The organism is Geothrix sp. PMB-07, assembly GCF_030758935.1.
In the GTDB taxonomy this organism is placed as follows: Bacteria; Acidobacteriota; Holophagae; order Holophagales; family Holophagaceae; genus Geothrix.
Genome location: NZ_CP132333.1, coordinates 2,565,431 through 2,588,695, shown reverse-complemented (window position 1 = coordinate 2,588,695; position 23,265 = coordinate 2,565,431). Strand labels below are relative to the sequence as shown.

Sequence of the window (23,265 nt, the reverse complement as noted above, 5' to 3'; positions counted from 1 at the left end):
ATCAGTTCCTAGTCCCCGGCGGGCCGGTAGGCACCGAAGAAGATGGCGTTGAAGAGGAGGCGGCGGGTGAAGGGTGTCTGGGCCCGGAAGACAGGATCGCCCGCCACCAGGATGAGGGTCCCGAGGCCCGAGTGTTCGCGAATCGCGTAGGCCGTCTGCTGCAGCTTGGCCTCCAGCCCCTTGGGTACCAGCCCGGAGACCTTCAGCCCCTCCTTGACGTAGAAGAGTGGGTTTTCCCCGCCCGGGCTCAGTTCCAGGATGGGATCGCTGGTGTTCAGCACGGCGGCGCCTTGTTCTGCGTGCAGCCCCCAGGCCAGGGGATGGCTGCCATCCACGCGGACCTTCAGGAACGCACCGGGAATGCTCTCCTCCAGGGCCCGTTCCTCGCGCTGGTCCCAGGGGCGCAGGAGGTCGGCGGGGTCGGTCTTGGGCGCTTCCCGCTTGGGATCCTTCTCCTTCAGATGGGCTTCCTCGGCGGCCTTGCCCAGCAGGTGGTAACCCGTTGAAGTGAGACCTGCCCGAGAGGTATAAGCGGCCCCGCCCTGGAAAGCGAGGAGGCTGCCACCGCCTGCGACCCAGGCCTTCAGCTTGGCCGCACCACCTTCGCCCAGCACCTGCTGCCAGCCCCGGCCTTCACCGCCATCATCCACCAGGATCAGGTGGGTGTAGCGGCTCAGCGTGGCCGCGCCCAGGCGCTCGGTGCGCAGCTGCACGAAGGGCAGGCCGGCTTCCGTGAGCGTGTGGGCCAGCGCGCCGAAAGCGGTGGGGTTGGCCGGGCGGTCCATGAGCAGGGCGATGCGCGGAGCCTTCAGGATGAGCGTTCGGTTCGAGCCGAGGTCGGGGCCTGCGGCCATCTGGGCGGTGTCCGTGGGGAGCACCGGGTGCTGGTTCTGATGGGCCAGGGCCTGCAGCCGCATCCGGAGGGTGGGCGGATTTCCCCGGCGGGGCAGCACCAGGGTGCCGGCCTCCAAACGCTGGCCCAGGTGCGTGGCCGGTTCAGCCAGGGCCGAGGCCTTGTAGCCTTCCTGCAGCAGGGCGGCCAGGGTGCGCTCCACGCCTTCGTGACCGGCGGGAACGAGGTAGCCCCAGGCGGCTTCGGCGAGTTCGATGGCGCTGGGCTTGGCCTCCTCCGCGATGACGCTGACCTTGGGCCGGGTCTTAGCGCGCCAAGCCGGGGTGTGGAAGGCCAGGGGCAGGCTCCAGGCCGTGGTGTCGTAGGTGGGCTTGGGGCCCATGCGGGCTTCGCCTTCGAGCAGGGCCTGGGCCAGGGCGCCCCGGGGCTGATCCAGGGGCACCAGGAAGCTGCCTGCGGGAAGCGTTTTGGCCTGGGCCAGGCCGATGGGCTCCAGCCCCGTGGTGGTCAGGTCAGCGCCGGTGCGCTGCACCTCGATGCCGTTGCGCCGCAGGACGGCCACCAGGGCGCGGGTGCGCGCCGGATCATCGCCCTCCGCCAGCAGGAAGGCGCCAGCCTTCTCCCCGAGGGCCACCCGTTCGCGCCGAGCGCGCTGGAAATCCCAGAGCAGGGCCTGCCGCTCACTGGCGGCGGTGGCCACGGTGGCGAGGCTGGCCGCGGTATGGCGGCGGATGCGGAATTCCAGGGTGAGCACCTCGCCATCCAGCCGCTTGTAGGCGAGACCGCCTTGGCCACCCGCCTCGAAGGTCATGCCCACGGCCCCCTGGAAGGTGGGCCAGGAATCGCCGTAGCCGGGGTAGAACAGATCGAAGACATCGCGGCTGAAATAGGCCCAGCCCTGGGCGTCGAAGGCGCGGGCGATGCCTTTGCCGAAGGCCGTCTGCCAGCGGCCCGAGAACGATTCAGGCAGGGCCTCGTGGATGGGCTGCATGGTGGGCGGGAAGTAGTACGAGGCCTCGGCCCACATCTCGTGGACATCCGCGGCCACCTGGGGATTCCACTGGAGGAAGGCCGCCGTTTTCGCGCGGGTTTCCGCCTGGGTCTGCCAGGCCCAGTCGCGGTTCAAATCGAAGAGCCGGTGGTTGAAACGGCCGCTGGGCCAGCGGGGCGCATTCTGGGCATCCATGGGATCGTCCACCACGAAGGGCACGGCGGTCTCGGCCACGGACTGGATGTGCCGGGCGCGGCCATCGGGGTTCTGGGTGAGGTCCATCAGGATCACCACCCGCTCCAACTGCTTGAGCACTTCGGGATTGCGGGCCGAAGCAAAGTGGTAGGCCACGGCCAAGGCCGCCTCCGAGCCTGAGGCTTCTGAACCATGCACGGAATAGCCCAGCCACACGAAGACCGGGTTGTTCTCCGCGATGCGCTGAGCCTCGCCCTCGGAACAACCCCGGGGATCCGCCAGCTTGGCGTTGCGGGCTTTCGATTCCTCGAGGCGTTTCAAGTTCTCCGGCGAGGTAATCACGAGGAAGGGCTGTTCGAGGCCTTCCTCCGTGGTGTTCAGCGTCGACAGGCGTACGCGGTCTGGAGCCGCTGCGGCCAGGGCGCGGGCATAGGCCATCAACTCGGCGTGGGGCGTGTAGCGGGCTCCCAGGCTGGGCTGGGGGACGTCCGGCCGATGATCCGAGGCGGGCAGCAGTCCCGCAGGCAGCCCAGCCAGCAGCGGGGTGGTGCAGAGCAGGGCGGGAAGGGCCAGGCGGACATGCCGCATGGTCAAGCCAGTTCCAGGAAGGCCGGACCGGCATGGGTGATGGATCCGGCCCCGAAGGTGATGACCAGATCCCCGCTGCGGGTGAGGCGCTTCATGGCCTCGGGCAAATCCTCCACGCGGCCCACCAGGTGGACGTCCTTCTGGCCGTGGGCGCGCAGGGCCTCGGCCACGGCCGCGCCATCCACGCCCTGGATGGGTTGCTCTCCGGCGGCGTAGATATCCGTGACGATGACGGAATCCGCCTGGAAGAACGCGGTGCCGAATTCTTCGAGCAGGGCCTTGGTCCGGCTGTAGCGGTGGGGCTGGAAGGCGGCCACGAGGCGCCGGTCCGGGAAGCCCGCACGGGCGGCATCCAGGGTGGCGGCGATCTCCGTGGGATGGTGGCCGTAGTCGTCCACCACCAGCACGCCGCCCTTTTCGCCCTTGAGGTGGAAGCGGCGGTCGGCGCCCGTGAAACTGGAGAGGCTGGCGCGGATGACCTCGGGTTCCACATCCAGCTCCAAGGCGATGCCGATGGCGGCGAGGGCATTCAGCACCATGTGATGCCCCGGCACGCCCAGGCTGAAGGCGCCCAGGTCCGCGCCATGGGCCGTGACCTTGAAGTGGGTGCGGAAGCCCTCCTGGCGGATCTCGCGGGCGCGGATGTCCACCTGGGGATGGGTGCCGTAGGTGCGCACCTGGCGCTTCAGGCGGGGGCGCACGGCGGCGGCGTTGGCGTCGTCCATGCAGAGGAACACCGAGCCATAGAAGGGCACCTTGTTGGCGAAGGCCACGAAGGCCTCCTGGATTTCGTCCAGATCCTTGTAGTGATCGAGGTGCTCACGATCGATGTTGGTGATGACCGCCAGCGTGGGATTGAGCATGAGGAAGCTGCCGTCGCTTTCGTCGGCCTCAGCCACCAGGAAGGGGCCCTTGCCCAGCTTGGCGTTGCTGCCGATGGTGCCGAGCTTGCCGCCGATGACGATGGTGGGATCGATGCCGCCCTGGCTGAGCACCTGGGCCACCATGCTGGTGGTGGTGGTCTTCCCGTGGGAGCCCGCCATGGCGATGCCGTACTTCATGCGCATCAGTTCCGACAGCATCTCTCCGCGGGGAATGACGGGCACCTTCGCCGCATGGGCCGCCACCACCTCGGGGTTGTCTCCCTTCACGGCGGAACTGATCACCACCACCTGGGCGCCCTCGATGGCTCGGCCGTGGTGGCCCAGGTGCACCGTGATGCCCAGGCTGCGCAACCGTTGGGTGACGGAGCTTTCCTTGAGATCGGAACCGGAGACCTGGTAGCCCAGGTTGGCGAGCACCTCGGCGATGCCCGACATGCCGATGCCGCCGATGCCCACGAAATGGATGTGCTGGATCTTGCCGAACACCTGAAGGCCCCCATCATTGAATCTGCCAGGATACCCCTGTGTCACACTCCTGGCATGCCTCTCGCAATAAGCCTTCCAGCCCACGGATCAAGGAGGGAATCATGAGTCGAACTGCCCCGTCTCTGCTCAGTCTGGTTCTGATCGCGACCCTGGCCGGTGGGTCCCGTTTGTGTGGCGAAGTGCCTCAGGAGCGCATCGTGCAACGTCCAGCGCCCAATGCCCAGAGGCCCCTGACGCCACCCCCCACGGCGACCCAGACCCGGGAATCCCTCGGAACCGCCCCTGATCCTGGGCCGCGCCCCCTTCGGGGTCAGAATGATCGCGGCGTTTCTTCCCCTCGCCGCATTGGAAACAATGGTTCCGCTGCGGTGATTCGTCCGCGGTTCTATCCCGGCTCCAGAACCGTCATCCCCCGACAGTTGGACCGGGCGGTCTTCTTCCCGACCCCCGCGTTTTGGCATGGTCGGGATCTCACGGCGGAAATCAAGTGGATGGCCCGTTCTGGGTTCATTCCGGTCAGCCCCATTGGCGATTCTGTGGACATGCTCACGGATTACTCTCAGCAGCCGGCCGGCTGGCGGGCCTATGGCGTCTCTGTTCCCGCGGGCGGCACCGTGGTGCTGGAGGTGCAGCACCCGAAATCCGCCTGGTTCCGGCTCATGCTCATGGATAAATGGGGCCAACCCGGGCCCGGCATGCTCGAGTCCGCCATCGCCTACCGGCCCATCCAGGTGTTCTACAAGAATCCCGACAAGGAAGCCCGCGCCGTCTATGTCATCGTCGACGACCCCGGCTGGTGGTCCGATGCGAAGGACCCCTACACCCTGCTGATCCGCCGTGATTGGGACCCGGCAAAAACCGACCTCAGCCAGGTCAAGATGGTGGCCGGTCTCTGGGGTGCCATGCCCAGCGTCAGTGCAGAATTCCGTGGCCCCAGCCTCTCAGGCCCTGCGGTCTATCCGCGGTAGTCCTCTCCGCAGGCGCATGCAAAGGCCCGGCTGAGCCGGGTCTTTGCTTTGTCTGTGCAAGGAAGGCCGTTCCGTTGCGGCCTATTCCCAAGGGCAGGCTTGGGTCACCTGCATGCGGAAGGTTCGGCTTTCAACGCTGAGCTCGGCGCGGTCCCGCTCCGCCGCGGGTTCACCATCCAGATGCCAGGGCAGGGGGTGGTCCAGGCGCAAGGTGGCCCGAAGGAAACGCCCTTCCCGGCGCAGCGAGGAGCGGCCTCCCTCCCGGAACAGGCTGGGCCCCTCGGTCATGAGGTCCAGCAGGGAGGGCCTGGCCAGGGTCGCCCACTGCAGGGCGCCGTCCGTGGGATCGGCCCCGGGGGCGATCCAGAGGCCCGAGCCATACTGGGGCAGGTTGGCGAAGCACAGGCTCCAGGCGGATTCCGGCAGGTCTGGTGGCGGGGCCTGGAAGGCGGCCTTGATGCGGGCCAACCGTCCCGGGTCCGTCGGCATGGGGCTCGTCTCGGCCTCCCAGGCAAGCGGCACGCTGGGCCAGGAACGCCACAGGGACAGACAGGCCCGGGCGTACCGAGAGAAACCGCGCCCGGGCAGGGCGGCGAAGCGATGGGCCACGGCGGCCTCGAAGCCCGTGCCGCAAAGGTTCAGAAAGGGCTCGCCATCCAGGCGGGGAAGATCCATGCGCAGTTCCCGGCCCTCCAGCAGGCGCTGAAGCGCTCCCGAAGGCTGCAGGGGCGTGCGAAGCCCCCGCACCAGCCCGTTGCCACTGCCGCCGGGGATGGCCGCGAGGGGCACCGGGTTGCCGCGCTGGATGAGCGCCTTGGCTGCGTGGTGGAGGGTGCCGTCACCCCCCCAGACAAACAGGGGCAGTCCGGCCGCTTGGGCCTGGGCGATGGCCGGTTCGAAATCCCAGGGTGGGCCGAAGGCGAGGGGTTCCACCTGCTCGCGGAGCACCTTCGGAAGGGCCCGGAGCAGCGCATCCGGATCCTTGGGCGAACTTCCCGAAGCAGCGTTGAAGAGGAGTGGCGCCTTCATCTGGCGAGGATACCCCATCAGGTGCAGCGGAGATCCGGTTGTCAGCTTTAACGGCTTCCCAGGATTGGCGCGGGCTGGCATTCTTTCCGCACAGACGCTGCTTTCATCACGGAGACCACCCCATGTCCCAGCTCAATCTGGTCCTGGCCATCCCCCAGGGTTCGGTGATCGCGACCTCCCTCGGTGTGGAGGGCCTGGCCCTTCATCGCAGCCCCGGTGCCGGGCGCTACTTCCAGGGCCGTGAAGTCTATGTGGATCTGGCGGTTTCGGGTGGCAAGCCCGGCTTCACCTACCAGGAAGAAGGCGGCTGGCGCGATGCCGCGGGCGACACCGCGGTGGCCCTGGATGCCTGCAAAGACGGCAAGAAGCGGACGAAGACGGCCCTGTCCAACAACGGTTTCAGCATCACCCCCATCGAGGCCTACAACGGTGTGACCCTCGCGAAGACGGGTGGCCAGACCCTGTCTCTGGAAGCCAAGGTTGAGCTGGCCCGCACCAAGGCCCACACCTACGCCTGGGGCCAGACCCTGCGTCCCGACGACATTGCCGAACTGGCGGGATCCGCCAAGCCCGCCGCGCGCAAGCCGCGTCTCTACATGGTGCTGGCCCCCGTGGAACTGGTGGTGCTCTCCAACCTCACGCCAGCCGAGTACGCCTGGTACGCCACCCACCGCCCCGGCAAGGTGTTCCGTCAGGTGATGTTCACGGAGCTGGAACCCAGCGGCCGCGGCCTGGTGGCCGACACGGTTTATGAATCGGCGGTGGCGGAGCTCACGGCCGATCCCACCAAGAAAACCAAGACCGTCTATACCGGCGGCTCTCTGAATCGGGTGCCCTACCAGTCCTGGGTGGGCTATGCGGGCGGCGCTGAAGGGGGCCTCTACATGGCGGATCGTGAGCACATCGTTCTTTGGAAGCTGCCGGCCACTCACCCCCGTTCCTGGGACAAGGCCGAGTAGCCGCCAGCCTTCGAGGTAATACCAAGGGCGGGGCTGAACGGGGCCCCGCCCTTGGTGTTTCTGTTCCGAGGGAGGGCCCATCTGGAACGGCCTCTGCCTCGACAGGGTGGCGGGTCCTGCTTGCCCTTCGGGTTGGGCACGGGGTGTCGGAAAAGTGGACCAGCCAGATTTGTCCCAAGTGGACCTGGGCTGGAGGCCCGCCCTTCGGAATGATGGATTTCATCGGCTTCGGCGCATGCCTCCGGTTTCGCCCCGTCAGTGACTTTCACCAACCAGTTGCAGGAGGCCGCCATGGGACGGGAAGGACGCAGACCAAGTGCAGGTCCCAAGGACCGGCCATGCCCCCGGATTCACGCTGAGCGGGCGGTCGCGATCAGCCTCCCGGCGGGAGGCACTTCCGCTGGGAAGGCCCTGGGGTCGCTCCTGTAATGGCTGAATGGATCTCTTCCAAAGGCCGGTCTCTTCTGAGGCTCGAGGCCAAATCCTGCCACAGGCTTCTGGCCGACATGTGCGCGCTGGCGGCCCGGCGCGAATGGGAACCGGAGTTCAACCTTCCTCGGCTGACTTTGCATCTGCACTCCGGACAAAGCACTTCCGGGTACGCGTTGCGCATGGCCGCAGAGGAAGATGGCCATTGGGTGCTTCTCTTCCATGTTCCCGGGCCAGACCTTCAGAACCTCCGGTACGACGTCATGCACCTGTCTCTGGCCTCCATCAGCGCTGTGATTCTGCATGACGCTCCTGCGTACGCGCCTGAAACCGAGGCGCCCACCCTGCTGGAACTGGAACGCCGCGTGGCGAGGCTGGAAGAGCAGCTCGTACGCCACATCGGGCTGCCCATATCCCTCGAAGCGGCCTGGCAGGATTTGGCGGACCTTCCTGGCATCCGCCATCGTCTGGCCAATGCCTTGGATGACCTCGAATCGATTTTCGAGGAGATGGCGCGCGACACGCTGGCACTGGCTGCCCTGCGCAGCCAGCTGAAGCATGTGCGGATTGGCGTGGGGACCGAAGCGGGCGCCCGAATGAAGGGGGATGCCTTCCGGATCGTCCTGGCCAAGGGCTTTGAGAACCTTGATCGGGCCTCGATGAAGCGTTCACTGGAATCCGGCCTCTAGGCCGGAAGGCTGGCCCTCAGCGCCGGAAGCGAATCGGCGGCGCCTCCAGCAGCAGGGCTTCCTGGGTGACGGGATGTTTCAGACCCAGGCGCCAGGCGTGAAGCCAGAGGCGATCAGAGGCAGCGCCGCCGTAGAGCGCATCGCCCAGGATGGGCCGGCCCAGGTGCTGCAGGTGGACGCGGATCTGGTGCGTACGGCCCGTGTGGATGCGGGCGACGATCCAGTGACCGGGCACGAGCCCGGCGGTTTCTTCAGCGGTGGCAGGCCGGAAATCCGTGCGGGCGGACTTGGGGTCCATGAGATCGCCCCGGCAACCGAAGCGGCCTGGATCGGCACCGCGAATCCGGCCAATGGCTTCCTCCACCGTGCAGGCTTCCAGGGGTTCCGAGATCCGCGCCAGGTAGAGCTTCACCAGATCCCGTGAGGCGAAGGCCGCCGCGAGGCCCGCGTTGGCCTTGGGGTCCTTGGCCAGCACCAGCAGGCCCGAGGTGCCCTGATCCAGGCGATGGTGCAGGGCCAGCTTCAGGTCTGGGCGCTGGGTCTTCAGCAGGGCCAGCAGGTCGTGGCGGTCCGAGGCCCAGGTGCCCTGGGTGGCGATGCCCGCGGGCTTGTCCACGGCCAGGATCCATGCATCCTCGAAGACCACGGGGATGGCGGTATCGGGCACCGGCGGCAGATCCGGATCGAAGGCCACCCGCACCTCCGTGCCGGGCTTCACCACCTTGCCCGCCACCTTGACCCGCTTGCGATCCACCTGCACCCCGCCCAGCTTCAGGGCCTCCCGAGCCGAGCGGCGCGACAGCTCCGTGCGCTTGGCGATGAGCTGATCAAGACGCAACTCGGCGTCTTCGGGGTCCACGGTGAAGGTCCATTTGCGAAGCGTCATGGCTCCAGACTAACTGGTGACGGGAATTGCCTCAAAAAACGAGGCAGTTCCCGCGGGGCTTTGGCATGCTGTTAGGCGGAGGCTCCCATGATCCGAATGCTTCGCGCCGGCCTGTTCCTGGCCCTGGCGGTGATCGCCGCCGCGGCCGACCTTCCCGTGTCCGGCTGGACGCTGAAACCTGGCTCGACGGCCAAGGCTTCGGGCCTGCGCCTGGAAGCGGCGGCGGAAGGATCGGAAGCCACTTTGGCTTCGGCGTCCTTGAGCCTGAAGGTGGGCGAGCTCTACCGCCTCAGCGCCACCGTCCGCACCGACAGGGTGAAGGCCGACGCGCTGGCCCGCTATCCCACGGCCCTGGGGGCCTGCCTCTCCATGGAGAGCTTCCCCTTCACCAACGCCTCGCAGAGCGTGGCGGGCACCTCGGAGCGCAAAGTCTCGACGCTGTTCCTGGCCACCAGCCCCAGCGACCGCGTGCAGCTGCACCTGGGCCGCAACGGCAAGGCCACGGGCGCGGCCACCTTCAGCGACGTGAAGCTGGAAAAGGTGGAGGATGTCACTGCCTTCATTCCCATGGAGACCGTTCGCTGGGCGGGGAAGGGCTTCCGCTATGAGATGGGCGGCTGGACCTTCCTGCACATCGAGGGCGCCCCCTACGCGCGGGGCCGCCAGCACGGCGAGCTCATGGCCGACGAGATCGTCCGCTACATCACCAAGCTGGGCGTGCAGAAAAACGCGGCCGATCCGGTGCGTGGCTGGGCCGATCAGCGGCAGATGGCCGATGCGCTGTTCTTCCGCAAGTACGACGTGGAATTCCTGGAGGAGATGAAGGGCATCGCCGATGGCGCCGTCAAGGCGGGCGCCAGCTTCAAGGGCCGCCCCGTCGACCTGCTGGACATCGTGACGCTCAACAGCGCCGTGGACATGAGCTCCCTGCAGGAGGGCCTGACCCACGCGCCGAATCCGCTCACGGGGCGCACCTTCATGAGCGGTGACGACGAGATGGAGAAGGGCGGGAAGGGCGACCACTGCTCCTCCTTCGTGGCCACCAAGGGCGCCACCAAGAGCGGCCGCTTCATCCTCACCCAGATGTTCATGTGGAACGGTTACACGGGCACCGAATGGAACGTGATGCTGGACATCGTGCCGGAGAAGGGCCACCGCCTGGTGCTGCAGACCTTCGCGGGCGGCATCCACAGCGGTACCGATTGGTACCTGAATGCCTCGGGCCTGGTGATGGGCGAAACCACCGTGGGCCAGACGCCCTTCAATGCGGATGGCACACCCCAGAGCAACCGCATCCGCAAGGCCGCCCAATACGCGGCGAATATCGACGAGGCCGCCGCCATTCTCTTCAAGCAGAACAACGGCCTCTACACCAACGACTGGACCATGGCCGACACCAAGACCGATGAAGGCGCCTGCTTCCTGCTGGGCACCGAGAAAACGCGCATGTGGCGCACGGGCGCTAAGGGCAAGCCTGCGGATACGCCGGGCAACCACCGCGATTTCATCTGGGCCAACAACAACAACCGCGATCTCGAGGTGCGCGGCGAGTACGGGGCCAACCCCGAGAACGCGCCTGCGGATCTGGCCTTCAATACCTGGAACCGCGACATCGCCTTCCAGGAGGTGTTCAAGGCTTATGGCCAGAAGGGCTTCGACATTGACATCGCCACGCGCGTGATGGCCACCAGCCCCATCAACCGGCCCCACGCCTGTGACGCCAAGCTCACCACCTCCGAGATGGCGGAAAAGCTCGTGTTCATCGCCCACCAGGGCAAGACCACGCTGCGCGAGAAGATGGTCGGCGGACGGTGGATCCCCGATCTTCCTGGCGCCACACCCCACCTGACCCACGGCTACACCGCCTTCAGCCCCATCTGGATCACCGAGAAACTCCAGGCTGCGAAGGCAGCCTGGAGAGAGGAAAAGCAGGCGAAGGCTATGCCCGCGCCCGAAGTCGCGGGTGTGAAGGAGGCCTTCAGCTTCGATGCCAAGGGGCTTTGGACAGGGACTGTCAAGCCCACCTCGGATGCCGAGAACTGGTTCGTCAGCGCCTCGGCCGCCTACTGGCAGCAGCTGAAGAACCTGCCTGCGGCCCCCGCCAAGGCCTTTGAAACCCAGAGCGCGACCTTGGGGGATCTGAACACCCGTCACCTCTGGCTGGAAGCCAAGGAGGGCGTGAAGGCGCCCCTGGCCACGAAGACCGAGTACGACCGCTACGGGGCCTACCAGATCCCCCGCATCCGGGGTCTCTTCGCGCTGCACCAGCTGCGGCTGCACCTGGGCAATGCGGCCTTCGCCAAGGCCATGAAGGCCGTGCACACCCGCTTCAGCGGTAAGCCCGCCAGCACTGCCGAGATCCTGAAGGCTCTTTCCGATGCGGCCGGAAAGGACGTGGCGCCCATCCTGAAACCCTGGCTGGAGCGCGCGGATCTGCCCGCGCCCAAGATCCGGGCCGAGGTGGTCAAGGCCGAGAAGGGCTACGGCGTGAAACTCGCCGTGGAGCAGTCCGGTTTCCCCTATCCCTTCGTGGCCTTCGTGGCCGTGGAGACGGAAAAGGGTGCGAAGCTGGAGCGCCTGGAAATGGCCGGTAGCACCGGTTCCTTCACCTTCGCCAGCGAGGCCGCGCCCACCCGGGTGGCGTTCAATGCCGGGAACGACATCCCCGTTTCCCGCGTCAACTTCTGGATTCCGGGCAACGTGCTCGATGATTGGAGCGCCACGCGATTGGTTTACGGCACCGGCCGCGAAGTCGAAGCCCAGCGCACCCTGGCCCTGGCTTACCGCGATGCTTTGGCCGACGGCATGACGGAAGTGCTGCTGCCCGTGGAAGCCGATGCCGAGTTGAGCGACACGGATCTCGCGGCCAGCGATCTGGTGGTCTTCGGCGGGCCTGCTGAAAACGGCCTCAGCGCCCGGCTTCAGGCCGAAGGTAAGCTGCCCGCCGAAGGGGGTTCCGGCTGGTTCAAGTGGCAGGGCCGCACCTACGGACGGCCCGACGATGGGCTGTTCCTGGCGCTCCCCAATCCCTGGAATCCCAAGCGCATGCTGGTGCTGGTGCTCTCCAACAGCCGCACCCAGGAATGGGCCATGACCAAGGCCATTCCCCGGGGCCTGCCAGGCTGGGCGATCTACCGCGGCAGCGAGGTGCAGGTGAAGGGACACGCCATGCCTGAAGGATTGGTGCAGGCCTTCAAGCCCTGAGCAAGGTCGGGGTTCACGAAGAAGCCGCCCTTGGGCGGCTTCTTTGCGTGGCAAAGGCTTATTTGGCCGTTTCGATCTCGAAGACCTTCTGTCCCTGTGCTCCCATGAAGTGCTTCAGCAGCGGCCCGTAGGTTTTGTAGCCATCATCGACATTGGTGATCAGGATCAGCGCCTGCCCGGTTTTGGGAAACAGGAAGACTTGGGTTTGCACACCCTCGTCGGCCCCACCATGGGCCAAGGCGAAATCCCCGCCGCCGAGGTCGTAGCGCTCCCAGCCCAAAGCGAAGGCCTTGCCTGCTTTCACGTCCACATGGGCCCGCAGCATGTCCTTGTGGATGGCCTCGGTGAGCAGCTTTCCGCTCATGACGGCCGCGAGGAACTTCCCGTAATCCTCCACGGTGGTGAGGAGCAGGTCGGCGCCATTGGCCTGGCTCCATTTCTCCAGTTTGTAGGGAGAGCCTTTCGCGTCGTATCCAAGGGCGAAGCGCGCTTCATCCACATCCTTCCCCCAAGTGAAGTGCGTGTCCCGCATGCCGAGGGGCCCGAAGACGGTACGGGCGGCCAGGTCTTCCAGCGAGGTTCCGAACTTCGCTTCCAGGGCTCGCCGAAGGTATTCAAAACCCTCACCCGAATACTGGTACTTCGTTCCGGGTTCAAAGATGAAGGCGAGTTTTTTGGAAGGGGCCATCCAGCGCCAGTTCAGAAAACCTGTTCGATGGCTGAGGACGATGCGGGTGGTGAGTTCCGGCAACCGTGGATCGCCCTTCAGATCGGGATCCACCCAGAAATGGGATAAGGGCTCATCCAGATCCCAGCGTCCTTCGCTGGCCAGGCGGAGGGCGACCATGGCGGTGACAGGCTTGGTCAGCGAGGCCACATTGAACAGGGTGTCCAAGGGCGCTGTGCCACCTCCGGTCAGGTTGCCGAAGACCCGCACTTCCTTCAGCTTGCCATCCCGGATCAGTCCAAGGCCCAGCACCGGGATGCCCTGCTCCTTCAGCCAGGCCCCCAGAGCGCCTTCATCCTTCATGGGATCGAGCCCCGGCGAGGGGGTGGCATCATTGGCGCGGTGCCCATAGCTGAGGGCGTGCGTGATTTGCCACTGGCCCCCCTGTAACCGCCACACCATGGTGAAATCCGCCAAGCCCTCGCAGTCGCCGGTGCCGATCTGGCAGAAGCGATGCACGCCGGTGGCGATGGCGCCGAACCCCTTGATGGGGTAGACCCGGAGGCTTCCCGGCACCAGCCTCCGCCGGTACTTCCCGGCGACATTCCTGGCGGTGTTCGCGACCATCTCCTGGCGGGTCCAGGTGACACCGCCGTTGTCGTGGTAGAACTCGAGGTCCGGGGCGAAGTAGTCGCCATACTTCTTCAGCTGCGCGGGGTCGTCGCAGTGGTTGAAAGCCTCGAACACCGCGCTGTCCAGGGCGCTGATCGTTTTGAAAAGCGGATCCTCCACGTCTCCGGTCTGTGGTGGAGCAGCGGGCAGGCCAGCCCTGACGCCAGCCATGCCGGTTGTCGCGCTGATAAGGCTCAACAGACAGAGCGCGAGGGGAAGGCGTCCAATCATGGGAACGTTCCTTGAGCTGGGCGGCGACGAGGCGGGCGGAGTCGAGGGTGAACTTGAACTACGCCAGGGCACCGAGTCGGGTTAGCGACCCTTTGCCGAAGGCTGAAGCCTGACCTGTCCCCTGACCTCCGTGGGCGGAGGGCTGCTCAGATGGAGTAGCCCTGGCTGTCCAGTTCCAGGGCCCGCTGGCGGTCCGCCAGATCGGCCAGGGAAGTGCTTTGCAGCACGGCCCGGGCGGCGTCGGTGCTGCGGTTCCACAATTCCCGTACGGCGCGGGCCCCATAGGTGGCCTCCTCGGGCAGATCCGAGGTGCCCAGGCGCCCTTCCAGCGTTTCCAGGATTTCCAGCACGGTGATGTGGCTGGGGTGCTTGGCCAGTTCGCAGCCACCGCTGGGGCCCCGCTGCACTTTCACCAGACCTGCACTCTTCAAGCTGCCCAAGAGCACCCGCAGAAACTTGGCGGGCAGGCCCTGGCGCTCAGCCACGACATCCACCAGCACCGGTCCGCGTCCGGCCTGCAGGGCCAGCTCCACCATGAACTGCAATCCGTAGCGGCCCTTCGCCGATCCCTTCATGGTGGAACCTCCAGAAATTCCTGATCACCAGATATATAATAAAATAAATTAACAAACTTGACAACAACCTCGTTCCTTTCCATCATGACACTTCCGGTCCCGTCCGGGTCACATGAGGAGATGCCGATGAGCCGCCCCACCGATCGTCCCAACCGCGTCGAACACGCCTACGACCTGGTGGGCTACACCCCCGTCGTGCGCCTGAACCGGGTGGTGCCCGCGGGTTCCGCCAAGATCTACGTGAAGCTGGAGAGCGCCAATCCCGGCGGCAGCGTCAAGGATCGCATCGCCCTCAGCATGATCACCGATGCCGAGGCCCGCGGCTTCCTCAAGCCGGGCATGACTTTGCTGGAAGCCACCAGCGGCAACACCGGCATCGGCCTGGCTTTCGTGGCCGCGGCCAAGGGCTACAAGATCGCCCTGGTCATGCCCGACACCATGACGCAGGAGCGCCGCGCCCTCCTGAAGGCCTACGGCGCCGAGCTGGTGTTGACGCCCGGCTCCGGCGGCATGAAGGCTGCCGTGGACAAGGCCCAGGAACTGGCGGACAGCGATCCCAACTACTTCCTGGTGCGCCAGTTCGAGAATCCTGCCAACCCCGCCGTGCACCGCCGCACCACGGCCCTGGAGATTCTGGAACAGGTGCCTGAATTGGATGCCTTCGTGTCCGGCGTGGGCACGGGCGGCACCGTGACCGGTGTGGGCGAAGTGCTGGCCGAGAAGAAGCCCGGCACCCTGGTGGTGGCCGTGGAACCTGAAACCTCGCCCCTGCTGAGCACCGGCAAGGCCGGGCCGCACAAGCTGCAGGGCCTGGGGCCCAACTTCGTGCCTGGCATCCTCAACCGCGACGCTTTTCAGCGCATCGTGCCTGTGGGCTACGAGGATTCCATCGCCACCACCCGCCGCCTCGCCCGCGAAGAGGGCCTGCTGACGGGCATCAGCACCGGCGCCATCGTGTTTGCGGCCCTTCAGGTGGCCAAGGAACTGGGTGAAGGGAAAACCGTGGTGGCCGTGCTCTGCGACACCGGCGAACGCTACCTGACCCACCCCCTCTTCGCGGAAATTGACGGACCTGCCATCTGATCCGGCACGTCCTCGCAGCGCGACTATCCTGGGACCACCGCCCCCGAGGTGCCCATGAGGATTGTCGCGCTGTTCTTTTGCCTGTTCGCCGGATGGTCCACCGGGCTTGGGCAGGTCCCAGGCCGGGCTCTGGTCCTGGAGAAGGCCTCGGCCTTCGAGCGCGCTGTGGTTCAGGAGATGAGTGATGCCCGGGTGCAGCCCAAGGTCTATGCCCGGCACCTCCGGGAACTGAGGCCCTATTTCGAGGGCACCCTGTGGAACCGCCCCGGGCGCACGCCCCTGCGCACGGAGGAAGGCGTGAAGGCCCTGGACGAGGCCATCGCCTTCCTGGAGGCGCAGCGGCCCATGGGGCCCCTTCGTTTCAATGAGGGCTTGGCTCTGGCGGCGCGCCGTCATGCCCGGGACATCGGACCCCGCGGTGTGCTGGACCATGTGGGCGCAGATGGCGCGCGGCTGTCCGAGCGGCTCAACCGCCTGGGAACCTGGCACGGCCTCATCGCGGAAAACATCGGCACCCTGGAGGAGGATCCCCGCCAGGTGGTCATCCAGCTGCTGGTTGATGATGGCGTCGCGAGTCGCGGGCATCGGGGGAACATTTTCAATGCAGATCTCCACCAGGCTGGCGCCGGCACGGCCCCGCACCGGGAGTACCGCGTGGTGACGGTCATCGACTACGCGGATGGTTTCGTTCTCGGCCCCTGAATAGAGCCGTTTTCCTGCTAGCCTGGGGCACGCTTCCTGGGTGATTCGTGACGGTATTCCTTGCCCGACTCGGCGCGCCGGTGCGCGGCTTCCTCGAGTTCCTGGGCGATCAGGCCCACCTGGTGCTGCGGACCCTCCGCCACGCGCTGCTGCTGCGCATGGATCAGCTTGGGGTGGTGGCCGGACAGCTCAAATTGCAGGTCCGCTTCACGGGGCTCGATGCCCTGCTGCTCATCTGCGGTACGGCCCTGCTGCTTGGGGCCGTGACCCTCATCCAGGCCTTCAGCCAGCTCTCGGGGCTGGGCGCGGAGAACTACATCGGCGTGCTCATGGCGCTCATCATCCTGCGGGAACTGGGGCCCCTGCTGACGGCCGTGCTGGTCATCGGCCGCAGCTCGACGGCCATCGCGGCGGAGCTGGGCGCCATGCAGTTGAACGGCGAAGTGGATGCCCTCGCCGCCCACGGGATCAACCCCTACCAGTACCTCCTGCTGCCCCGCTGGCTGGGCGCGGTGATCGCCCTGTTCGCCCTGGTGGTGTTCTTCGATGCCACGGCCCTGGCCGGCGGATTCCTCGTGGCGAAGCTGAAATACGGCGTCACCTTCGGCTTCTTCATGGATTCCGTGCGACAGGCTTTGTCCAATCGGGATTTCTTCGCCACCCTGCTCAAGGTGCTGATGTTCTCAGGGGCGATCACCTTTCACGCCTGCCACTTCGGCCTGCGCATTCAGCGCAGCCAGACCGAAATCCCTCAGGCCGTCACCAAAACCGTGGTCACGGCGTTGGTGGCGGTCTTCGCCCTGGACGGCCTCATCGCCGCCCTGTTTTATTTCTGAGCGGCGCCGATGATCCAGATCCACGATCTCGCTCTGGATGCCGCTGATGGCAACCTCCTGCTGGAGGGAGTGCGCCTGTCGGTGGCACGAGGCGGCCGACAGCTTGTCACTGGCCCCAGTGGCAGTGGGAAGAGCCGGTTGTTGCGGGTGGTGGCTGGCACGGAACGGCCTGCCCGGGGCCGTGTCACGGTGGATGGGCGCGACCTGTGGCCGGGGGAAGGGGCCTTCGCGCACATGGGGCGGCTGAGCCTGGGGCTGGCTTTCGCCACGGGCGGGCTGCTGTCGAACCTGAGCCTGCGGGAGAACGTCGCGTTGCCCCTGAGGATGCGCGGTACCGCGGGTCAGGATTGGGCGGCCCGCACCGATGCGGCCCTTCATCGTCTTGGGCTGCAGGCGGTGGCAGGGCTGCGTCCCCACGCCGTTAGCGCGGCCGCCCGCAAGCATGCGAACCTGGCCCGGGTGCTGGCCCTGGATCCCGACCTGATCCTGCTGGATGATCCCCTGGAAGGACTCGACGCCGCGGATCACAGCGTGGCCCTGGAGGTGATCCACGGCTGGGTCTCCCGGGGCAAGACGCTGCTGGTGGCCCAGGAAGAGCCGGGGGCCCTGGCGGCTCTGGCCACGGAGCGGTTGGATCTGCATGCCCATCTCATCCCCTGGGGGACGCCATGAAATTCGAGAAACAGGATGCCCGTCTCGGCCTGCTGGTGCTGGCCGCCTTGGGCTTGTTCCTGGGTTTGTTGGCCTACAAGAACGCGGGGGCGGTGACGGAGCGCAGCTATCCCCTGGTGGTGCGCCTGGACCAGATGGAAGGCCTGGCGGCGGGGGCGGACGTTCAGCTCAAGGGCTACCGCGTGGGTTCCGTGGAGCGGGTCGACCTGCGGCAGGAAGGAAAGGATTACCACTTCCTGGCGCGCATCGCTGTGAAGGAGGACATCAAGCTCTGGCGCGGCACACGGGCGAGCCTTGCCCCCAAGGGCGTGGGCAGCGTCATGCTGGATCTGCGGCTGCCGGACCTGGCGGAGCGCACGGTGCCGCTGGCCGCGGGCGACGAGATTCCCGGGGACAGCGGCACCTCCATCGCGGGTGTGCTGGACCGGGCCGACCACCTCATGGCCAGTCTGCAGGCGGGGGTGGATGCCCTGCGGACGCGCATCGAGAAGAAGGGCCTCGGTGATGTGCTGGAGCATCCGGCCGTGCGCCAGACCCTGCACTCGCTGGATGGCACCCTCCGCGAGTTCCAGGCTCTGGCCAAGGACAGCCGAGGCCTCGTGGGCCATGCCGATCACAGCATGGCTGAGGCCGACAAGGCCCTGGCTGATCTGGACAAGAGCCTCGCAGGCGTGCGCACCCTGTTGGAGAAGCGCGGCCCCGAGCTGGATCAGATCCTTGTGAGCCTGGCCGCCAGCCTCAAGCAGGCCGATGCCTTCATGGGCCGCTTTGCTACAGAGGACCAACCGGAACTGGAGCAGAGCCTCAAGAGCCTGCGCCGGTCCCTGGCCTCGGTGGAGGAGCTGCTCGAACTCCTCAAGCAGAAACCCAACCGCGTGGTGTGGGGCACCCCCAGCGAGACTGAGCGCGAGCGGGCGCGGAAGGCCCTGGAGGCCAAGCAGGCGCCCCCCAAACCCTGAGACGTCGGATATCGCGCCACCCACCAGGGTTCTGTGTGGGCCGGCGACCCCGGTGCTTTTCTTGCAGACTGGCCCCGATGGACTCTGGCTAGCTATCCCGCTCGCACCAGGCCACCAGGCGTCCGGCGATGGTGTGGAGGGGCGCCTGCTCCTCCACTGCGCCGCGCAGGAAGGCGGCCCGGGGCATGCCATAGACCACGCAGGTGGCCTCGTCCTGGCCCAGGGTGCGGGCGCCCTTCTGGCGCATCTGCAGCAGCCCGCGGGCGCCGTCGTCACCCATGCCGGTGAGGATGACACCCAGGGCGTGGTGGCCGCAGGCCTCGGCGGCGGACTGGAAGAGCACGTCCACCGAGGGCAGGTGGCGGGAAACGCGGTCGCCCACCTCGAGCATGGCCACCAGCCCTACGCTGTGCCGGCCCACGGTCAGGTGAGCCTCGTTGGGGGCGAGGTAGACGGTGCCGGGTTTCAAGGCTTCGCCATCCTCAGCCACCTTCACCCGGGCCCGGCAGCTGCGGTCCAGGCGCTCGGCAAAGGCGGCGGTGAAGCCCGGCAGCATGTGCTGCACCACGGCGATGGGCGGCAGGTTCTCGGGAATGGCCTCGAAGATCTGGCGCAGGGCTTCGGTGCCGCCTGTGCTGGAGCCGATGGCGATGAGGGCGCGGCCCGCCTTGGCCCGCTGGGCCAGGGGAGCCAGCGAAGCATGGGGCAGGGGCGTGGGCGCACGGCGGCCCGCGACCCGGGCCAGGGAGGCGGCGTACACCGTTTCGGCAATTTCAGTGCCCATGGCCTCCAGGCCAGAGGCCTGATTCATGGCGGGTTTGCCGATGACATCCACCGCGCCCAGGTCCAGTGCGTCCAGGGCGGTGGCGGTGCCCTTGGCGGTGAGGCTGGACAGCATCACCGCGGGCATGGGGTGGGCCTTCATGAGCTTGCCCAGGAAGGTGAGGCCATCCATGCGGGGCATTTCGACATCCAGTGTCAAAACATCTGGATCCAGTTCTTTGATGCGCTCCCGGGCATCGTAGGGATCCTTGGCGGTGCCCACAACATCCAGCAGGGGATGCCGGGAAAGGATGCTGACGAGCACCTGGCGCACCAGGGCGCTGTCATCGACCACCAGAACCCGGCGTTTCCGTTCCGCATTCATGTGAACAGCTCCACATCACCGCCCGACGAGGATCGGGAGACTTCCTGGATGTAACTCAGCTCGCGGTTCAGGACCGTCTCGTTGTGGGTGCGCTCCATGCGCTTCACCAGCACCTGTCCGGTGTGGGGGAAGAAATAGACCTTGCGGGGGTGCGGCCCGCCCATGTCCTCACTCCAGAGAGGGATGTCCTCGTTGCGGAGGAACTGCCGGACGAATTCCACGTTCTGGTTTCCCACATCGGTGGTCATGCCCCGCATCACCTTGCCGCCGCCGAAGGCTTTGGCCACCAGGCGGTCCCGCTGCGCGCCGAGGTGCATCAGGTCGTTGATGAGGAATTCCATGGCGGCGGCGCCATAGCGGGCGGCGAAGAACACGTCCTTGTCGCGCTCTCCTGGCTTCGTCGGGAGCATGAAATGGTTCATGCCGCCCACCATGGCGATGGGATCCATGATGCAGGCGGCCACGCAGCTGCCGAGCACGGTGACGATCACCTCGTCCTGGGCCGTGGCGTAGAATTCGCCAGGCAGGATCTTCATGGCCAGGCGGTTGAAGTTGCGGTCGAGGTATTTCGACGCGCGACCGTGGACCAGAGAGGCGGGAGGTGGGGTCATGGGGCCGTCCTGCGCCGGTACATGGTCTGACCCAGGGATTGGAAGCCCAGGGTGGTGTCCAGCAGGGCTTCGGAATGGCCCACGAAGAGCAGGCCATCGGGGGCGAGGGCGTCGTGGAAACGCTTGAGCAGCCTGCGCTGTGTGGGCTTGTCGAAATAGATCATGACGTTCCGGCAGAAGATCGCCTGGAAGGGTTCCCGGTCGATGTCCCAGCGCTCATCGAGCAGGTTCAGCTGCTGGAAGGTGATCAGCTGGCGCACCTCGGGGCGCAGGCGGACCATGCCCTTGCGATCACCGGTGCCGCGCAGGAAGGCGAACCGTTTCCAGGCCTCTTCCACGCCCTCGATCCGGGCTTCGGGATAGACGCCCCGGGCCGCGGTTTCCAGCACGGCCGTGTCCAAATCGGTGGCCAGGATGTGGATGGCGGCGCTCTGGCCGAAGGCCTTCAGCAGGGTCATGGCCAAGGTGTAGGGCTCCTCGCCGGTGGAACAGCCAGCGCTCCAGATGCGCAGGCGACGGGGCGGGGCGGGGGAGGCTTTCAGCAGCTCCACCAACTGGGTGAAGTGGTGCCCCTCCCGGAAGAAGCTGGTGAGGTTGGTGGTGAGGGCGTTGATGAACTCGGACCACTCGGAGTCGTCCGGGGTTTCCAGGCGGCGGAGGTATTCTTCATAGGTGCGCAGTCCCAGGCTCCGCAGGCGCTTGGCCAGGCGGGACTGCACCATGGTGATCTTGTGGGGAGCCAGGGCGATGCCGGAGTGGTTGTAGAGCCGCTCCCGGAGGGCCTTGAAGGTGTCGACGGTCAGGGCCTCCCGGTCCGAAGCCAGGGGATCGGGCCCGGTTCCGCGTGGTCCGCTCATGCTCCGACCGCAGCGGTCCCGGCCTCCAGGCGCATGAGCCCGGGCACATCGAGGATCAGGGCCACGCGGCCATCGCCGAGAATGGTGGCGCCAGAAATGCCCTCCACCCGCCGGTAGTGGGTCTCCAGGCTCTTGATGACCACCTGCTGCTGGCCCAGCAGCTCATCCACAGCCATGGCGGCACGGCGGCCCTCGGATTCCACCAGCACCAGGAGGGTGCGCTCCGTTCCTTCCTGCTCTGCGCCCACCGCCAGCAGTTTCTGAAGCCGCACCACGGGGATGAACTCCCCGCGCAGGCTGATGACTTCCCGGTCGCCCTTCACGGTCTGCACATCCTGGGCTTGTCGCTGGAAGCTCTCCAGCACCGAGGCCAGGGGGAACACGAAGGTCTCGTCAGCCACCCTCACCGTGAGCCCATCCAGGATCGCCAGCGTGAGGGGCAGCACCAGGCGGATCAGGGTGCCGCGCCCGCTCTGGCTTTCCACTTCAATGCGCCCGCCCAGGCTGCGTACATTCTGGCGCACCACGTCCATGCCCACGCCCCGCCCGGAGAGATCCGAGATCTGCTCCACCGTGGAGAAACCCGGCTCGAAGATGAGCAGGTTCAGTTCTTCGTCGGCGGGACGGTTGCCGGGCTGGAGAAGGCCCAGGGCCAGGGCTTTCTGGTAGATGCGGTCACGGTTCAGGCCCTTGCCGTCATCCTTCACCTCGATGTGGATGTGGCCACCCCGGCTGGAAGCCCGCAGGGCGATGGTGCCCATGCCGGGCTTGCCCGAGGCCAGGCGCTCCTCCTTGGTCTCCATGCCGTGGTCCACGGCGTTGCGCACCAGGTGGGTGAGGGGATCCACCAGCATCTCGATGAAGGTCTTGTCCAACTCGGTGGCTTGGCCCTCCATGACCAGTTCCACATCCTTGCCCAACTGCTTGCCCAGCTCGTGGACCATGCGGGGGAACCGGGAGAACACCATTTCCACGGGCACCATGCGGATGCCCATGACCCGCTCCTGCAGTTCGCGCGTCTGCCGGTCCAGCTGCAGCAGGGCGGCGCTCATCTGCTCTTCGCCCTGCAGGCTGTTGGATTGTTGAGAAGCCTGCGCGAGCATGGCCTGGGTGATGACCAGCTCACCCACCAGGTTCACCAGGCGGTCGATCTTCTCCGTGGCCACCCGCACGGTGGAGGCTTCAGCCTGGTTCCGTTTCTTCTGCTGCTGGTCCAGAGCCTTGCTGACGGCTTCGGGTTTCACCTTGCCCATGTCCACCAGCAGTTCGCCCAGGGGCTTCTGCAGGGCCAGCGCCTCGCGGATGTCCGCGGGGCTGACATCGGTGTCGGCCAGCAGGAAGTCGCCCAAGGGAGGCACGGCTCCCGCCGGGGTCAGGGCCTGGATGCGGAGGTTGTCCCCCTCTGCCACGAACTCGAAGACTTCTTCCACATCGGCCAGGGGCCGCTCGGTTTCCAGGCGCAAATCCCAGGCGAGGTGGCAATCCTCGGGATCCAGGGCCTCCATGGCCGGGAGCGCAGCCAGATCGGGCCAGCTGCGCAGCGTGCCCAGCCTGGCCAGATCGCGGAAGATCCGCTCCAGGTTCACGCCCCGACGGAAGGCATCCCTCGGCGCCTCGAAGCGGATGGCAAAGCCCGTGCCGCTCTGGGTGACCTGGATGCGGTTCGGGGCGGACTCGGCCGGGGCCGACCCGGGCCTTCCGCCATCCTCCTGCAGCCGCGCCACCAGGGCATCCTGGGCCTGCTGGTCCCTGGGCGGGAGGGCCTCATCGCGGCGGGCATGGTGCAGGTGGCTGCGGATGAGATCGACGCCCTGGAGCAGGAGTTCGCGCAGGTCTGAAGTCATGGGGCGGGTGCCCTGGCGCACGGGCTCGAGCGTGCTTTCCAATTGGTGGGTGAACGCGGCGACCGCGGGAAAGCCGAAGGTGCCGGCATTGCCCTTGATGGAGTGGGCGGCGCGGAAGAGCGAGTGGAGGTCTTCCACCTCCAGCGCGTCCAGATCCAGGGACAGGAGGGTGGCCTCCATGCCGTTGGCGAGCTCGGCGGCCTCCTCGAAAAAGGCTTCGCGGAATTGGGCCATGGGGTCGGACATGG

Annotated in this window: 19 protein-coding genes; 9 read left to right on the top strand and 10 right to left on the bottom strand. The window is 66.6% G+C overall.

Translation table 11 applies throughout. The annotated features are described in order from the left end of the window. Positions 1–8: 8 nt before the first annotated feature. Entirely contained in the window at positions 9–2,627 is a 2,619-nt protein-coding gene (locus Q9293_RS11510; RefSeq protein WP_306252440.1) for a M14 family zinc carboxypeptidase, read from the bottom strand. A gap of 2 nt (positions 2,628–2,629) precedes the next feature. Beyond that, positions 2,630–3,997, bottom strand: coding sequence for a UDP-N-acetylmuramate--L-alanine ligase (gene murC / locus Q9293_RS11505; protein WP_306246587.1), 1,368 nt, complete (start codon positions 3,995–3,997; stop codon positions 2,630–2,632). 101 nt (positions 3,998–4,098) lie between these two features. Here murC and Q9293_RS11500 point away from each other — a divergent pair, with 101 nt between their 5' ends. Next, on the top strand, positions 4,099–4,965 hold the full coding sequence (locus tag Q9293_RS11500; protein ID WP_306246585.1) for a hypothetical protein: 867 nt from the start codon (positions 4,099–4,101) through the stop codon (positions 4,963–4,965). An 81-nt stretch (positions 4,966–5,046) separates the two neighbouring features. Here the strand turns inward: Q9293_RS11500 and Q9293_RS11495 are convergent, their stop codons facing one another. Beyond that, positions 5,047–5,994, bottom strand: coding sequence for a diacylglycerol kinase family protein (locus tag Q9293_RS11495; RefSeq protein ID WP_306246583.1), 948 nt, complete (start codon positions 5,992–5,994; stop codon positions 5,047–5,049). Between the two features lie 122 nt (positions 5,995–6,116). Between Q9293_RS11495 and Q9293_RS11490 the strand changes: the two genes are divergently transcribed. Both Q9293_RS11490 and Q9293_RS11485 read left to right on the top strand, forming a co-directional pair. Continuing rightward, entirely contained in the window at positions 6,117–6,953 is an 837-nt protein-coding gene (locus Q9293_RS11490) for a hypothetical protein (RefSeq protein WP_306246581.1), read from the top strand. Positions 6,954–7,564: 611 nt separating this feature from the next. After that, positions 7,565–8,071 (top strand): hypothetical protein, encoded by a 507-nt coding sequence (locus tag Q9293_RS11485; RefSeq protein ID WP_306246579.1) that lies wholly within the window; start codon positions 7,565–7,567, stop codon positions 8,069–8,071. Positions 8,072–8,087: 16 nt separating this feature from the next. Here Q9293_RS11485 and Q9293_RS11480 read toward each other — a convergent pair whose 3' ends face one another. Further along, positions 8,088–8,957: an RluA family pseudouridine synthase gene (locus Q9293_RS11480; RefSeq protein WP_306246577.1), complete on the bottom strand. Its 870-nt coding sequence runs from the start codon at positions 8,955–8,957 to the stop codon at positions 8,088–8,090. 87 nt (positions 8,958–9,044) lie between these two features. On the opposite strand from Q9293_RS11480, the gene Q9293_RS11475 reads away from it, so the two are divergent. Beyond that, the gene (locus tag Q9293_RS11475) at positions 9,045–12,161 is read left to right on the top strand and encodes a C45 family autoproteolytic acyltransferase/hydolase (protein ID WP_306246575.1); all 3,117 of its coding nucleotides are present in this window, start codon (positions 9,045–9,047) and stop codon (positions 12,159–12,161) included. Between the two features lie 58 nt (positions 12,162–12,219). On the opposite strand, the gene Q9293_RS11470 is transcribed toward Q9293_RS11475, so the two are convergent. Both Q9293_RS11470 and Q9293_RS11465 read right to left on the bottom strand, forming a co-directional pair. Continuing rightward, a complete protein-coding gene (locus Q9293_RS11470) occupies positions 12,220–13,731 on the bottom strand; it encodes a serine hydrolase (RefSeq protein WP_306246573.1) in 1,512 nt (503 codons plus the stop codon). A gap of 146 nt (positions 13,732–13,877) precedes the next feature. Next, positions 13,878–14,306, bottom strand: coding sequence for an Rrf2 family transcriptional regulator (locus tag Q9293_RS11465; protein WP_306246571.1), 429 nt, complete (start codon positions 14,304–14,306; stop codon positions 13,878–13,880). Positions 14,307–14,432: 126 nt separating this feature from the next. On the opposite strand from Q9293_RS11465, the gene cysK reads away from it, so the two are divergent. The 5 genes from cysK to Q9293_RS11440 are packed head-to-tail and all read left to right on the top strand — an operon-like array spanning position 14,433 to position 18,558. Next, positions 14,433–15,389: a cysteine synthase A gene (gene cysK / locus Q9293_RS11460; RefSeq protein ID WP_306246569.1), complete on the top strand. Its 957-nt coding sequence runs from the start codon at positions 14,433–14,435 to the stop codon at positions 15,387–15,389. Positions 15,390–15,443: 54 nt separating this feature from the next. Then, the gene (locus tag Q9293_RS11455; RefSeq protein ID WP_306246567.1) at positions 15,444–16,091 is read left to right on the top strand and encodes a CAP domain-containing protein; all 648 of its coding nucleotides are present in this window, start codon (positions 15,444–15,446) and stop codon (positions 16,089–16,091) included. Positions 16,092–16,138: 47 nt separating this feature from the next. Next, positions 16,139–16,927, top strand: a complete 789-nt coding sequence (locus Q9293_RS11450; RefSeq protein WP_306246565.1) for an ABC transporter permease — start codon at positions 16,139–16,141, stop codon at positions 16,925–16,927. Positions 16,928–16,936: 9 nt separating this feature from the next. Beyond that, positions 16,937–17,599, top strand: coding sequence for an ATP-binding cassette domain-containing protein (locus tag Q9293_RS11445; RefSeq protein ID WP_306246563.1), 663 nt, complete (start codon positions 16,937–16,939; stop codon positions 17,597–17,599). Next, positions 17,596–18,558 (top strand): MlaD family protein, encoded by a 963-nt coding sequence (locus Q9293_RS11440; RefSeq protein ID WP_306246561.1) that lies wholly within the window; start codon positions 17,596–17,598, stop codon positions 18,556–18,558. Before Q9293_RS11445 ends, Q9293_RS11440 begins: the two co-directional genes overlap by 4 nt. A gap of 88 nt (positions 18,559–18,646) precedes the next feature. On the opposite strand, the gene Q9293_RS11435 is transcribed toward Q9293_RS11440, so the two are convergent. The 4 genes from Q9293_RS11435 to Q9293_RS11420 are packed head-to-tail and all read right to left on the bottom strand — an operon-like array spanning position 18,647 to position 23,263. Next, positions 18,647–19,705, bottom strand: a complete 1,059-nt coding sequence (locus tag Q9293_RS11435) for a chemotaxis response regulator protein-glutamate methylesterase (RefSeq protein ID WP_306246559.1) — start codon at positions 19,703–19,705, stop codon at positions 18,647–18,649. Further along, positions 19,702–20,316, bottom strand: a complete 615-nt coding sequence (gene cheD, locus Q9293_RS11430) for a chemoreceptor glutamine deamidase CheD (protein ID WP_306246557.1) — start codon at positions 20,314–20,316, stop codon at positions 19,702–19,704. Before cheD ends, Q9293_RS11435 begins: the two co-directional genes overlap by 4 nt. Beyond that, positions 20,313–21,173: a protein-glutamate O-methyltransferase CheR gene (locus Q9293_RS11425; protein WP_306246555.1), complete on the bottom strand. Its 861-nt coding sequence runs from the start codon at positions 21,171–21,173 to the stop codon at positions 20,313–20,315. Before Q9293_RS11425 ends, cheD begins: the two co-directional genes overlap by 4 nt. Further along, the gene (locus Q9293_RS11420) at positions 21,170–23,263 is read right to left on the bottom strand and encodes a chemotaxis protein CheA (protein ID WP_306246553.1); all 2,094 of its coding nucleotides are present in this window, start codon (positions 23,261–23,263) and stop codon (positions 21,170–21,172) included. The genes Q9293_RS11425 and Q9293_RS11420 overlap by 4 nt, the downstream gene beginning before the upstream one ends. Between the last annotated feature and the right edge of the window lie 2 nt (positions 23,264–23,265).